The 14,385-nt window shown below is 39.4% G+C and carries 12 protein-coding genes and 1 pseudogene; all 13 read left to right on the top strand.

Annotated features, from left to right (window positions below; genetic code table 11):
• Positions 1-2 precede the first annotated feature (2 nt).
• The 13 genes and pseudogenes from EO114_RS03100 (at position 3) to EO114_RS03045 (ending at position 14,367) form a co-directional block, all read left to right on the top strand.
• Positions 3-662 (top strand): amino acid ABC transporter permease, encoded by a 660-nt coding sequence (locus EO114_RS03100; protein WP_206168662.1) that lies wholly within the window; start codon positions 3-5, stop codon positions 660-662.
• A 9-nt stretch (positions 663-671) separates the two neighbouring features.
• A complete protein-coding gene (locus EO114_RS03095; RefSeq protein ID WP_127061476.1) occupies positions 672-1,439 on the top strand; it encodes an amino acid ABC transporter ATP-binding protein in 768 nt (255 codons plus the stop codon).
• Positions 1,440-2,130: 691 nt separating this feature from the next.
• Positions 2,131-2,856, top strand: a pseudogene (rph, locus tag EO114_RS07975) (ribonuclease PH); the annotation flags it as partial.
• Positions 2,848-3,468 carry an XTP/dITP diphosphatase gene (locus EO114_RS07970; RefSeq protein WP_231723404.1) on the top strand — a complete coding sequence of 207 codons (621 nt, stop codon included), beginning with the start codon at positions 2,848-2,850 and terminating at the stop codon, positions 3,466-3,468. The pseudogene rph and the gene EO114_RS07970, both read left to right, overlap by 9 nt.
• Positions 3,469-3,566: 98 nt before the next feature.
• Positions 3,567-4,355 (top strand): adenosylmethionine decarboxylase, encoded by a 789-nt coding sequence (gene speD / locus EO114_RS03085; RefSeq protein ID WP_009353328.1) that lies wholly within the window; start codon positions 3,567-3,569, stop codon positions 4,353-4,355.
• 11 nt (positions 4,356-4,366) lie between these two features.
• On the top strand, positions 4,367-5,554 hold the full coding sequence (locus EO114_RS03080; RefSeq protein ID WP_009353334.1) for an NADP-dependent malic enzyme: 1,188 nt from the start codon (positions 4,367-4,369) through the stop codon (positions 5,552-5,554).
• Positions 5,555-5,763: 209 nt separating this feature from the next.
• Positions 5,764-6,432 carry a helix-turn-helix transcriptional regulator gene (locus EO114_RS03075; RefSeq protein WP_126940411.1) on the top strand — a complete coding sequence of 223 codons (669 nt, stop codon included), beginning with the start codon at positions 5,764-5,766 and terminating at the stop codon, positions 6,430-6,432.
• The gene (gene dpaL / locus EO114_RS03070; protein ID WP_127061474.1) at positions 6,410-7,618 is read left to right on the top strand and encodes a diaminopropionate ammonia-lyase; all 1,209 of its coding nucleotides are present in this window, start codon (positions 6,410-6,412) and stop codon (positions 7,616-7,618) included. Before EO114_RS03075 ends, dpaL begins: the two co-directional genes overlap by 23 nt.
• 76 nt (positions 7,619-7,694) lie before the next feature.
• Positions 7,695-9,002, top strand: a complete 1,308-nt coding sequence (locus tag EO114_RS03065; RefSeq protein ID WP_062401573.1) for a YgeY family selenium metabolism-linked hydrolase — start codon at positions 7,695-7,697, stop codon at positions 9,000-9,002.
• Between the two features lie 46 nt (positions 9,003-9,048).
• The gene (gene ygeW / locus EO114_RS03060) at positions 9,049-10,242 is read left to right on the top strand and encodes a knotted carbamoyltransferase YgeW (RefSeq protein WP_062401575.1); all 1,194 of its coding nucleotides are present in this window, start codon (positions 9,049-9,051) and stop codon (positions 10,240-10,242) included.
• A gap of 86 nt (positions 10,243-10,328) precedes the next feature.
• Positions 10,329-11,264, top strand: coding sequence for a carbamate kinase (arcC, locus tag EO114_RS03055; protein WP_009353343.1), 936 nt, complete (start codon positions 10,329-10,331; stop codon positions 11,262-11,264).
• A gap of 47 nt (positions 11,265-11,311) precedes the next feature.
• A complete protein-coding gene (gene ssnA / locus EO114_RS03050; protein ID WP_127061471.1) occupies positions 11,312-12,640 on the top strand; it encodes a putative aminohydrolase SsnA in 1,329 nt (442 codons plus the stop codon).
• A gap of 26 nt (positions 12,641-12,666) precedes the next feature.
• Positions 12,667-14,367, top strand: coding sequence for a hypothetical protein (locus tag EO114_RS03045; protein ID WP_062401580.1), 1,701 nt, complete (start codon positions 12,667-12,669; stop codon positions 14,365-14,367).
• Positions 14,368-14,385 lie beyond the last annotated feature (18 nt).

Below are 14,385 nucleotides of genomic sequence, written 5' to 3'. Positions count from 1 at the left end.
ACATGGACGTATTGGAGTATATGTTACAAATAGTTCCGGCTATTGCTGGCGGATTCCAGGTGACCTTGTCCTTGTTCTTCATCGTCATCATCTTGTCAGTGCCAGGAGGATTGCTCTTGGCACTGCTCCGATTGAGCACAAACCGAGTGTTGACCACCATCGTGGATGCTTATGTATACGTGATGCGTGGCACCCCGTTAATGCTACAAATTTTGCTCATCTATTATGGTTTGCCATTTATGATTGATGGCTTTGAACTCACAGATATGACGGCTGCGGTACTGTCCTTCGTGTTGAATTACATCGCCTACTTGTGTGAAATTTTCCGCAGTGGTATCCAATCGATTCCAAAAGGACAATATGAAGGGGCGAAGGTCTTAGGCTTTACTTATATGCAGACGATGTACAAAATCATTTTGCCACAGGTCATCAAACGAGTATTGCCACCATTAGCGAATGAAACGATTACACTGCTGAAAGATACATCCTTGGTGTATGTCTTAGCTATGAATGATATTTTACGAATCACTCGTAGCATTGTACAACGAGACTTCGACATTACAGCTTTCATCGTAGCTGGTGTATTCTACTTGGCTATGACATTTGTGTTGACGAAACTGTATCAATATTTAGAACGCCGCATGGCGATTTACGAAGATTAGGAGGAAACCATGGCTTTCATAGACATGTTACATATTGAAAAAAGCTTTGGCTCGGTGGCGGTTTTGCAAGATGTGTCACTATCCATGGAACGTGGCGAAGTGGTGTCCATCATCGGTCCCTCTGGGTCGGGGAAATCCACCTTTCTTCGTTGCTTAGGACAATTAGAAACAATCCAAAAAGGGAGCATTACCGTCGATGGGGCGACCTTGGTGGACACACCGGAAAACGCAGGGACGGCGGTTTACGTAGGGAAAGAAGAACAGCAACAAATCTTGCTCAAAATGGGGATGGTATTCCAATCGTTCAACCTATTCCCGCACATGACAGTCCTAGAAAATATCATGGTGGCACCTCGCATGGTGAAAGGCATGAAAGACGCAGAGATTTTGCCCATCGCACAGTCCTTATTAGAAAAAGTAGGCCTCTGGGATAAACGAGACGTATACCCTAGCACCTTGTCAGGGGGACAAAAACAAAGGGTCGCTATTGCTAGAGCATTGGCAATGAAACCAGAAATCATGCTCTTCGATGAACCTACCTCCGCTTTGGACCCAGAGTATACTAGTGAAGTATTGCGGACCATCAAGGAACTAGCCGAAGAAGATATGACCATGATCATCGTCACCCATGAAATGGCATTCGCTCGTGAAGTAGCAGACAGAGTCATCTTCATGGCAGACGGTAAAATACAAGAAGAAGGAACCCCGGAACAGGTCTTCGGGAATCCACAAAACCCAAGAACACAAGCGTTCCTAAACTCTATGCTGAGAGTGTAAGGTTCAAACATTATAAACGTACCTAAACTCCATGCTACGAGTTTTGGTATCAAATCATGTAAAGTAAATGCGACATAACGAGGCACAAACCGTATTATATAGTTTGTACTAGGTATGTCGCATTTTGTGTTCAGATATCCTTGTCTTATATTTACTTCCTCATAGAATACAGGCAACTAAATGCACAATGTTATTTTGTGTATACTTCTAGCTAGAATCATACATATACTCCGTAGGAGATAAAGAAACTATCAACAGACTGTACATCCATCATATAGCTTGGCGTATAATCTATCGGCAAAAGGATAGATAAAGCTCTTGTTCCCCTCCCCTTGAGGATCCCTCTCACATAACGATGAGGATACACAATCTTATAGACAGATTCAACATATATGTTTGCCTTTGACTGATATATAGATATCATGATACGGCAATGTGAGTAGGCGCTTTTGAAAAATTCATATTAACGCTAAGCAGAATGCGGTGTACTTCCGAAGAAACATTACGTAGTGTCGTTTCTGAGGGAGTGCACCGCATTCTGCCATTTAGGAGATTCACACCAAAAATGCCTACTCATGAACGACTCAAAGAACCCTCAGTCAAAGGCATACACAAATTGCCAATCAGTACTAAGATTGTGTATAATAAGAGGTATGTATAATCCGATTGTAATGGGAAATGAGGAATGACGATGCGAATTGATGGTCGTAGTTTAAAAGAAATACGCCCTGTGAAAATTACTAGGCATTACACTGCCTATGCAGAGGGATCTGTACTAATTGAATGTGGCAATACAAAAGTCCTTTGTACGGCTAGCGTTGAGGATCGCGTTCCCCGCTTTTTGAAAGGAACTGGCACAGGCTGGGTGACAGCAGAATATTCCTTGTTACCACGAGCTACACATACTCGTGTACCTAGAGAGGCAGCAAAAGGTAAACAGACAGGTCGCACCGTGGAAATCCAACGTTTGATTGGTCGTGCCTTGCGAGCTGTTGTAGACTTAGAAGCTTTAGGCGAAGTATCAATTACGGTAGACTGTGATGTACTACAAGCTGATGGTGGCACTCGTACTGCCTCGATTACAGGGGCTTTTGTGGCTTTAGTAGATGCTATCTATTCTATGTACGATGGATATGGTAAGTTTCCTGTAACGGACTATTTAGCAGCTATTTCTATGGGAATCGGTGAAGATGGTCCTATGCTAGACTTGTGCTATGAAGAAGATAGTGCAGCCATTGTGGATATGAATGTGGTTTGTACCGGTAAAGGCCAATTAGTAGAAGTGCAAGGAACAGGTGAACATGGGACTTTCACAAGAGATGAGTTGAATAGCCTATTAGATTTAGGTGAAGCTGGTACACAACAACTAATGGCGGTACAACGTGAAGCATTAGGTGAAATTGGTAACATGGTGGGTCATGAAAATGCACCGAAAGCAGTGGTATTAGCCACACGGAATAAAGGAAAAATTCGAGAGTTTACCGCAGCCTTTGAAGAATTAGGCTTTGAAGTGCGTACGATAGATGACGTTGTAGATATTGATGAACCAGAAGAAATTGGCACTACCTTTATGGAAAATGCAGAATTGAAGGCTTTATACTATGCAGAGGCTTGTGGTTTGCCTTGTGTGGCAGATGATTCTGGCTTAGAAGTAGATGCCTTAGGCGGTGCACCAGGTGTATATTCTGCGCGCTATGCAGGACTGCATCGCAGTGATGAAGATAATAATCGACGATTAGTAGCGGAATTGGTGGATGTTACTCCAAGTGATAGAACAGCACGTTATCAATGTGCTCTTGTATGGGCTACACCGGATGGACAATGTGTTCGAGCTACAGGCACTTGTGAAGGACTTATTCAGTTAAGCCCAATGGGAAAAGGTGGATTCGGTTACGATCCATACTTTTACATTCCAAAATTAAAAACGACGATGGCCAATATTTCTATGGAACAAAAGCAAGCTATTAGCCATCGAGGTAAGGCGCTACGGGCATTGGTGGAGCAATTGCGACACACTATAATTAAGTAATTAATAAAAAATGAAAATTTTATATCGAAAGTCTTGAATATATTTATTTAATTCGATATAATAATGGTAGGTATTATAAGGAAGGCAGATATTAAGTTATGGATACATCTGTAAAATCAAATAAAATGAAACTCTATGGGTTTAACAATTTAACGAAAACCTTGAGTTTTAATATTTATGATATTTGTTATACGCGTACAGAAGAAGAAAAACGCCAATATATTGAATACATTGACGAAGTTTACAATGCACAGCGCCTGACTGATATTTTAACAGAGGTTTCACATATTATCGGAGCCAATGTGTTGAATGTGGCAAAGCAAGACTATGATCCACAAGGGGCAAGCGTAACCATCCTGATTTCGGAAGAACCTGTTGATAAAGTAGATAAAGATGATGTGGTAATGCATCTTGATAAATCTCATTTGACGGTTCATACCTACCCTGAAAGTCATCCAGATAATGGAGTCAGTACATTCCGTGCAGATATCGACGTGTCCACATGTGGTCAAATCTCTCCGCTCAACGCATTAAACTATCTTATTGATAGCTTTGATTCCGATATCATCAGCTTAGATTATAGAGTACGTGGATTCACTCGTGATATTCATGGTAAAAAATTATTCATGGATCATCGCATGAACTCCATTCAAAATTACATTAACTCTAAAACACGTAATCTCTACAATATGATCGATGTGAATGTGTATCAAGAAAATATTTTCCATACCAAAATGATGCTGAAAGAGTACGACATTAATAATTATTTGTTTGGTATTACCGAAGAAGATTTGACGCTAAAAGAGCGCAAACAAATTAACCAACAACTCAAACAAGAGATGGCGGAAATATTCTACGGTAGAAACTTACCATCATTGAAAATCTAGGAGGTTTTCCCATGGACGTAAAACAAGAGGCAATTGAAAAACGCTTGGAACTAAAAGGTTTCTTGCAAACAGGAACAAAATACGAATTAAAAGATGCTCATGACTTGACGGTAGCATACACTCCAGGTGTAGCAGAACCATGCCTTCACATCAAAGAAGATGAAGATAAATCCTTCGACTTAACATGTCGTTCTAATATGGTAGCCGTTGTATCTGACGGTACTCGTGTATTGGGTTTAGGTGATATCGGAGCAGCTGCTGCGATTCCAGTTATGGAAGGTAAATCCTTATTGTTCAAACGTTTCGGCAATGTAGATTGCATTCCTTTGGTGATTGATACAAAAGATCCAGACGTGTTGATCAACACTGTAAAATTAGTGCAAAAAAACTTTGCTGGCATTAACTTAGAAGATATTTCTTCTCCTAAATGCTACGAAATCGAAAATCGCTTGAAAAAAGAGCTAGAAATCCCTGTATTCCATGATGATCAACATGGTACAGCTATCGCTTGTTTGGCAGGTGTAAAAGCAGCTCTTCGCTTTGTGAAAAAAGATTTATCCAAAGTTAAAATCGTTGTAAATGGTGCTGGTGCAGCGGGTGCTAATATTGCTCGTCTATTATACTTAGCAGGCGCTCGTAACATTACATTAATGGTAAGCTCCGGTGTATTGAACAAAGACTACAAACGTCTTGATTCTTTACAAGCTGAGTTGATTAAAACATTGGGTCAAGAAACAAAAACTGGTAACTTGGCGGAGATTGCAAAAGGCGCTGACGTATTGTTAGGTGTATCTGCAGCAGGTGCTTTCACGAAAGAAATTTTGGAAAGCTTAGCGGATGATGCTATCGTATTTGCTATGGCTAACCCAGTTCCAGAAGTTATGTACGAAGAAGCGAAAGCAGCTGGCGTACGTGTGATGGGTACAGGTCGTAGCGATGCGCCTAACCAAATCAATAATGTGAATGTATTCCCTGGTATCTTCCGTGGAGCCATCGATGTACAAGCACGTGAAATTAATGATGAAATGAAATTGGCAGCCGCTGAGGCGCTAGCAGCTCTTGTAACAGATGAAGAATTAGCAGAAGACTATGTAGTAGCGAATGCATTCGACAAACGTGTTCCATTAGCAGTAGCAAAAGCAGTAGCTGAAACAGCAATCAAAACGGGTGTAGCTCGTAAAACAGAAGTTCCTTACTAAGAATAGGAATTGATATATAGTATAGAGGTAGGTTGAGTGTAGACTCAATCTACCTCTATCTTTTTTATTTTGTTTATAGATGACATCTAACAAAAAATTAGAAAACCTAAAAAATATTTAGAAAAAGTATTGAATTATGAATATGATGGTGCTATAATAAGGGCATACCTAATAAATTGTTAGATAGCCTAAAAAATAGTTAGGAGACAATTATGAAATTAGAACAATTAAAGGTAATTGCGCATGGTATTGCGACACAATTTGGAGCTTCATGTGAAGTGTTGATTCACGACGTGCAAATAGAGACATTAGAGAGTTCTATTGTGTATATTGAGCATGGAGATATTTCTAACCGAGATGTAGGTGATGGCGCCTCGCATGCAGTACTAGATGCGATACGAAATGACGATGGTCAGTGTCAGGGTAAACAAGCTTATCTCACACGGACCAAAGATGGAAGAGTTCTTCGATCGACGACGATGTATATACGTGATGATAATGATAAATTACAGTATTTATTGTGTATCAATTATGATATTACTGATTTTATTACATTGCAAAACTCTTTAGATCGGATTATTACATCCAGTAATCATGCGTGGGAAACAAAAGGTGAACGAATTGTTACATCTGTTAGCGATTTGTTGAGCGATATGTTATCTCAAGCTGAAAAAGTAGTAGGGCGACCAGCACATTTAATGAATAAGAATGAGCGCTTGGAAGCAATACGATATTTATATTGCCAGGGCGCTTTTTTGATTTCAAAGGCATCTGATAAAATATCGGAATATTTCAACGTTTCTAAATTTACTTTATATAATGATTTGAACCAAGTAAAAGAGGAGGAAGAGTTACATGGAACGAATTCAATGGGTTAAGAACACTATGCCCGCTTCAGAGGATTTGAACACCTGTGCAATGAATGTAAAAGAAAGTGAAGGGGTGCGCGAGTTTCATAAGAGTTTCCCGCAATATCAAGAAACACCACTTACTGAATTACCACGCATGGCAGAACACTTAGGATTAGGCCGTTTATTCATTAAAGATGAATCCTATCGTTTCGGTTTAAATGCATTCAAAGTGTTAGGCGGTTCTTATGCAATTGCGAAATTCATTGCTAAAGAAACAGGTAAACAAGTATCTGATTTGCCATATGACATCTTGACATCAAAAGAATTGCGTGATGAATTTGGACAAGCTACATTCTTCACAGCTACTGATGGAAACCATGGTCGTGGTGTTGCTTGGGCAGCAAACAAACTAGGTCAAAAATCAGTGGTATTTATGCCAAAAGGTTCCACAGAAACTCGTAAACAAAATATTGCAGCAGAAGGTGCTACAGTAACTATTGAAGAAATGAACTATGATGACTGTGTACGTTTAGCTACTGCAGAATCCAAAAAAGTAGATCATGGTGTTGTTATCCAAGATACAGCTTGGGATGGTTATGAAGAAATTCCTACATGGATCATGCAAGGCTACGGCACAATGGCTCTAGAAGCTACTGAACAATTAGAAAAAGCTGGCGTAGATGTACCTACACACGTCATTGTACAAGCAGGGGTTGGTTCCTTAGCTGGTGCTGTTACTGGTTATGTGGTAAATCGTTATAAAGATGCACCTGTGAAACCTAAAATTGTAGTAGTAGAAGCATCTGCAGCGGATTGCTTATACAAAGGTGCTAAAGCAGGCGATGGCGATTTACGTATCGTAGGCGGCGACTTACAAACAATCATGGCAGGACTCGCTTGTGGTGAACCAAATACGATTTCTTGGGATATTTTGAAAAACCATGTGGATGTATTTGTATCTGCACCAGATTGGGTAGCATCCTTAGGTATGAGAATGTCTGCAGCACCAATTAAAGGCGATACAAGCATTATCTCTGGAGAATCTGGAGCTGTTCCATTTGGTTTAGTAGCAGCCGCTATGACTATGGAAGAATATAAAGATTTGAAAGAAGAATTAGGACTTACTAAAGATTCTAAAGTACTTTGCTTCTCCACAGAAGGGGACACTGACCCAACACGTTATCAAGAAATTGTGTGGCAAGGAAAATTTTAATCTAACTATTTAAGTCATATACAGTTAATTTTAACTTTAACGTATACGTATATGTGTGTTTAAGGAGGAAATGGTAATGGATTTACAAGCAGTAAAAAAAGCAGCAGAAGCTTATGGACCAGCGATGACAAAATTTTTAAGAGAAATCGTCGCATTCCCTGGTGAAAGTGCGGAAGAAGAACAACACGTTCGCCGCATTGAAAAAGAAATGAAAGACTTAGGATTCGATGAAGTAGAAGTGGATCCTATGGGTAACATTCTTGGCTATATGGGCACTGGTAAAACATTGATTGCTTTTGACGGACATATTGATACTGTAGGTATTGGTAACCGTGACAACTGGAACTTTGATCCATATGAGGGGTTTGAAAGCGACACTGAAATCGGTGGCCGTGGTGTATCTGATCAATTAGGTGGTATCGTATCCGCAGTATACGGTGCAAAAATCATGAAAGACTTAGGTTTATTGAATGATAAATACCGTGTATTAGTAGTTGGTACAGTACAAGAAGAAGATTGCGACGGATTGTGCTGGGAATACATTATTAAAGAACGTGGCATTCGTCCAGAATTTGTAGTATCCACAGAACCAACTGATGGTGGTATCTATCGCGGTCAACGTGGTCGTATGGAAATCCGTATCGATGTAGAAGGCGTATCTTGCCATGGTTCTGCACCAGATCGCGGTGACAATGCAATCTACAAAATGGCTGACATTTTACAAGATGTTCGTGCATTAAATGCAAACAATTCTACAGAAACTACTCGTGTTCGTGGCTTAGAAAAAATGTTGGATCCAAAATTCAACCCTGACCATTATGAAGAAGCTCGTTTCTTGGGCCGTGGCACAGTAACAACTTCCCAAATTTTCTACACATCCCCAAGCCGTTGTGCAGTAGCAGACTCTTGCGCAGTATCTCTTGACCGTCGTATGACAGCAGGTGAAACATGGCAAAGTTGCTTAAAAGAAATCGAAGATTTACCAGCTGTACAAAAATACGGTGCAAAAGTATCTATGTACGAATATGCTCGTCCATCCTGGACTGGTTTAACATATCCAATCGAATGCTACTTCCCAACATGGGTAATTCCTAAAGATCATAAAGTAACAAAAGCATTGGAAGAATCTTACATCTCCTTATACGGTACAGAACGTATTGGTGCAGAAGTTACATTGGCAGAACGTAAAGCTCGCCCATTAACTGATAAATGGACATTCTCTACAAATGGCGTATCTATCATGGGACGTAATGGTATTCCTTGTATCGGTTTCGGTCCTGGCGCAGAAGCACAAGCACATGCTCCTAACGAAATCACATGGAAACAAGACCTTGTAACATGTGCAGCAGTATATGCAATCTTACCTACAAACTATTGCAAATAATAGTTTACATTTTATAAAGCTATAAATTATTAATGAGGTGCAAAAAATGGCAGATTTCAAAAAATGTGTAGACGCATTAGCTAAGTTAGACACAAAAAACATGTACAACAACGATTTCTTCTTGACTTGGGAAAAAACAGATGACGAATTACAAGCTGTTTGGGCTGTAGCTGATGCATTACGTGCATTGCGTGAACGCAATATCTCTACAAAAGTATTCGACAGTGGTTTAGGTATCTCCTTATTCCGTGATAACTCCACTCGTACTCGTTTCTCCTTCGCATCTGCTTGTAACTTATTAGGTTTAGAAGTACAAGACTTAGATGAAGGAAAATCTCAAATCGCTCATGGCGAAACTGTACGTGAAACAGCTAACATGATCTCCTTCATGGCTGACATCATCGGTATCCGTGATGATATGTATATCGGTAAAGGTAATGCATACATGCATGCAGTAGCTGATGCAGTAGAAGAAGGCCATAAAGACGGCGTATTAGAACAACGTCCTACATTGGTAAACTTACAATGTGATATTGACCATCCAACACAATTGATGGCTGATACGGCTCACCTTATCAATGAATTTGGTGGACTTGAAAACTTAAAAGGTAAAAAAGTAGCTATGACTTGGGCATACTCCCCATCCTATGGTAAACCTCTTTCCGTACCACAAGGTGCTATCGGTTTATTCACTCGTTTAGGTATGGAAGTTGTATTAGCGCATCCAGAAGGATACGAAGTAATGCCAGAAGTTGAAGAAGTTGCTAAAAAACAAGCACAAGCTAGTGGCGGATCTTTCAAACGTACAAACGACATGAAAGAAGCTTTCAAAGATGCTGATATTGTATATCCTAAATCCTGGGCACCTTTCGCAGCAATGGAAGAAAGAACTGACTTATATGGCAAAGGCGATACAGCAGGCATTAAAGAATTAGAAGGTCGTTTATTAGAACAAAATGCACAACATAAAGATTGGGCTTGCACAGAAGATATGATGAGTCTTACAAAAGACGGTAAAGCATTATACTTACATTGCTTACCAGCTGATATCACTGGCTTAAGCTGTGAAGAAGGTGAAGTTGACGCATCCGTATTTGATCGTTATCGTGTACCTCTTTACAAAGAAGCAAGCTATAAACCATATGTAATTGCTGCTATGATTTTATTAAGCAAATTTGAAAATCCAGTAGAATTATTAAAAGAGCTAGAAGAAAAGGGAACAGAAAGAGTTCTCCGCTAAGAGCAAAGGGGCTGTCTGTTCAGACAGTCCCTTATTTTAATCCCTACAAAGTAGTTAGGAATATATACACCATAGAGAGGTACCCTATGAAAAAACGTGTTGTTATCGCTTTAGGGGGCAATGCCCTAGGCAATACATTACCAGAACAAATGATTGCGGTGAAAGAAACATCGAAAGCAATCGTAGATTTAATTGAAGCAGATTGTGATGTTATCGTTACTCATGGTAATGGCCCTCAAATCGGTATGATCAATAATGCTATGGCTGCATTAACTAGAGAAGTAGAAGGTCAACCTAATACTCCGTTGTCTGTATGCGTAGCCATGAGCCAAGCGTATATCGGATATGATTTACAAAACGCATTGCGTGAAGAGTTGTTGAACAGAGGTATTACAGATCTACCTGTGACAACAATGGTTACACAAGTTCGTGTAGATGCAGATGATCCAGCATTCTTAGATCCAACAAAACCAATTGGTCACTTTATGACAAAAGAAGAAGCTGTACATGCAGTGAACCAATATGATTATGTGGTAAAAGAAGATGCAGGTCGTGGCTATCGCCGTGTAGTAGCATCTCCAGCGCCAAAAGAAATCATTGAATTACAAGCTATCAAAGGCTTAATCGGTCATGAATTAGTAATCGCTTGCGGTGGTGGCGGTATCCCTGTAGTTCGTGAAGGCAATCATTTAACAGGTGCATCTGCAGTTATTGATAAAGACTGGACTAGTAGCTTACTAGCACAAGAAGTTGACGCAGATGTATTGATTATCTTAACAGCTATTGAAAAAGCAGCGATTAATTATGGTAAAGAAAACCAACAATGGTTAGAACATATTACAGTAGAAGAAGCGCAAAAACATATCGACAATGGTGAATTTGCAGCAGGCTCTATGAAACCAAAAATGGAAGCAGCTGTAGCTTTTGCTAAATCTAAAGCAGGTAGAAAAGCAATTATCACACAACTAGAAAAATCTAGAGAAGGTATTGAAGGAAAAACAGGCACTCACATCGAATTATAATAGTAGTATTTCATTGAATACTGTTTTTCATAGAAAGGAGCCTATCTATGATTTTATTAGGAAAAGGAACTGTCGTTACACGCAATCCATTACAACCGATTATTGAAGACGGTGGCGTATTAATGGATGGCACTAAAATTGTGGCAGTAGACTCATACGAAACATTGCGCAAACAATATCCAAAAGCATATCTAGTAAACGCTCATGGGCGCTTGATTATGCCTGGTTTTGTCAATGCTCATCACCATATTTATTCTGCCTTAGCCCGCGGATTATATATCCCTGGTAATAACCCAACAAATTTTAAAGAAATTTTAGATGGATTGTGGTTCTACCTAGATAAACGTCTTGCTAAAGAAGACGTCTGGGCAAGTGCTATTGTGACCTATATGGCATGTATCGAAAATGGTGTGACTTCCATATTTGACCATCATGCAAGTTATGGGGAAACAGAAGGCAGCCTATCTGTTATTAGCGAAGTTGCTCAAGACTTCGGCGTTCGTTCTTGCTTGTGCTATGAAGTAAGTGATCGGAATGGCCAAGAGGAAATGGAGAAAGCTGTAGCAGAAAACGTACGCTTTGGTAAAGAAGCAAAAGAAAATCCTGAAACAATCGCAGCTATGATGGGTTTACATGCATCTTTCACATTGAGTAAAGATACATTGGCTTATGTTCGTGAACAAAACGTAGACAATTTGGGATATCACATCCATGTAGCAGAAGGTACTACAGATCAAGAAGATAGCCAAGAGAAATATGGTATGCGCGCAGTGCATCGCTTGCATGAAGATGGCATCCTAGGACCAAAAACGATTGCTGGACATTGTATCCATGTAGATGATAGTGAAGTAAAGGTATTAGCTGAAACTGGCACCATGGTGGCTCATAATCCAGAAAGTAATATGGGTAATGCTGTAGGAGCACCTAATGTATTAAAACTTATGGAAGCAGGTATTCCAGTGGGTCTTGGTACAGATGGATATACTAGCGATATGTTAGAATCCTACAAAGTAGCAAATTGCTTAGTGAAACATAACATGCAACATCCAAATGTTGGTTGGACTGAAATTCCACATATGTTATTCAATACTAACCCAGCAATGATTGAAAAATTCTTCCCTGTAAAAGTTGGTACCTTGACACCGGGGGCAGAAGCAGATGTAATTGTTTTAGATTATATTCCTAGAACAGATTTACATGCTGATAATATTAATGGTCATTTACTATTTGGCCTAAATGGTCTTAATGTAATTACAACTATTTCTGGTGGTAAGGTACGTATGCTAGATCGTCAATTATGTGGCATGAATAAAGAAGAATTGCTACGAGAAGTACGACAAATTTCCCATCGTTTATGGAAACGATTAGTCCCATAATACACTTTCAGTAAGGAGTGAATACTATGAGCGATATCATGTATCCGGTAAGTTTCGGACATTTAATGAACCATATTCTAACAGAATATGCTACCCACAATCGAGTATATAATGTGGAGCGCATGCACACAACAGGTACGGATCAACGGTTATCCTTATTTGGTCGTAACCTAGAAAATCCATTAGGCCCTGCAGCAGGTCCACATACTCAATTAGCTCAAAACTTAGTAGCAGCCTATGTTGGCGGTTCCCGATTCTTAGAATTAAAAACAGTACAAATTATGTTCGGTGAAGAATTGGGCATCCCAAGACCATGTATTTATTCAAAAGATGAAGCATACAATGTGGAATGGTCCTCTGAGTACCATTGCCATGCGGCTGCTGATGAATACATTAAAGCATGGTTTGCTATTAAATTAATTAGTAAAGAATGGGGCATCGGCGATCCAGATGGATTCATCTTTATTATGAGTGTTGGCTACAACTTAGCGGGCATTAAAAGTGAAGATGTAGATTCCTATATGGAATGTTTACGTGCAGCACGTACTAAACCAGTTTGGAAAGAATGCGAAGAATGGGCATTAGCTAATGTACATCAATTTAAAAATGTAACAGAAGAGTACATTCGCAATATTGATGACAACATTTGCCAAGGTATTACATTATCCACAATGCACGGCTGTCCTGCAGGCGAAATTGAATCGATTTGTACATACCTAATGAAAGAAAAACATCTAAATTTATATCTAAAATGTAATCCAACATTATTAGGCTATGATCGTGTAAGAGAATTATTAGATCAAGCAGAATTTGGATATATTGATTTTGATGCACATCAATTTGAAGTAGACTTATCTTTTAAAGAAGCAGTGCCAATGATTGAACGATTGTTGACGATTGCAGAAGAAGAAGGCTTAGTGTTTGGTGTGAAGTTGACAAATACATTCCCTGTTTCAATTCATGAAAAAGAATTACCAGGGGAGCAAATGTATATGTCTGGTAAATCCTTATTACCATTATCCATCGGGGTGGCTCAATTATTGAGTGAAACATTTGGCGAACGCTTACCAATGTCTTATAGCGGTGGTGCAGATGCGAAAAATATTGCAGCTTTATTCCGCACAGGTATTTGGCCAATCACAGTATGTACAACCTTATTACAAGGTTTAGGTTATAACCAATTGGATAACTTAGCTAAATTAGTAGAAGCAGAAGATTACGATACTGCTAAGGTAATTAAACCAACAGAAATCAAATCTTTTGCGGAGGCAATGGGAACAGCTCCAACATACAAAAAATCTGCAGCTGCTAAGAAAAAACGCGAAGAGCAACCAGGTTTCCCAACAGCTCATGACAAAAATCATGAATGCCGTGTTGTATGTGGTACTTGCGTACGTGTATGTCCAAATAGAACGAATGAATGCATTACTGTAGATGGTAAAAAATTAATCATTCATATTGATGAGTCTTGTAATGAATGTGGTAACTGTGCTTGTCATTGTGTACAACCATGCTTCCCATATAAAGATAAATTGACATATTTTATTGATGAAGAACGCTTATTAGCAAGCGATAATGACGGCTTTTATATTCAAGGTAAGGAATGCGGATATCGCTTCCAAGGCGCTACAGGTCGTACAGCGATTGATGCCTTACCAGAGGTGTTGAAAGGAGTTGTGGAAGCGTTCATTAAAGAACTTCCATATTATATCTATGATACTCATTGAACAAGGATATCTTGTACT

This window comes from Veillonella sp. 3627 (genome assembly GCF_003992195.1).
Lineage (GTDB): Bacteria > Bacillota > Negativicutes > Veillonellales > Veillonellaceae > F0422.
The sequence above is the reverse complement of the archived record's forward strand: the minus strand, read 5'-3'. Positions and strand labels throughout refer to the sequence as shown.

Coding starts and splice junctions, on each gene's coding strand:
- EO114_RS03100 (WP_206168662.1), top strand. CDS start 3: ATGGACGTATTGGAGTATATGTTACAAATAGTTCCGGCTATTGCTGGC.
- EO114_RS03095 (WP_127061476.1), top strand. CDS start 672: ATGGCTTTCATAGACATGTTACATATTGAAAAAAGCTTTGGCTCGGTG.
- EO114_RS07970 (WP_231723404.1), top strand. CDS start 2,848: ATGGTGGGTCATGAAAATGCACCGAAAGCAGTGGTATTAGCCACACGG.
- speD (WP_009353328.1), top strand. CDS start 3,567: ATGGATACATCTGTAAAATCAAATAAAATGAAACTCTATGGGTTTAAC.
- EO114_RS03080 (WP_009353334.1), top strand. CDS start 4,367: ATGGACGTAAAACAAGAGGCAATTGAAAAACGCTTGGAACTAAAAGGT.
- dpaL (WP_127061474.1), top strand. CDS start 6,410: ATGGAACGAATTCAATGGGTTAAGAACACTATGCCCGCTTCAGAGGAT.
- EO114_RS03065 (WP_062401573.1), top strand. CDS start 7,695: ATGGATTTACAAGCAGTAAAAAAAGCAGCAGAAGCTTATGGACCAGCG.
- ygeW (WP_062401575.1), top strand. CDS start 9,049: ATGGCAGATTTCAAAAAATGTGTAGACGCATTAGCTAAGTTAGACACA.
- arcC (WP_009353343.1), top strand. CDS start 10,329: ATGAAAAAACGTGTTGTTATCGCTTTAGGGGGCAATGCCCTAGGCAAT.
- ssnA (WP_127061471.1), top strand. CDS start 11,312: ATGATTTTATTAGGAAAAGGAACTGTCGTTACACGCAATCCATTACAA.
- EO114_RS03045 (WP_062401580.1), top strand. CDS start 12,667: ATGAGCGATATCATGTATCCGGTAAGTTTCGGACATTTAATGAACCAT.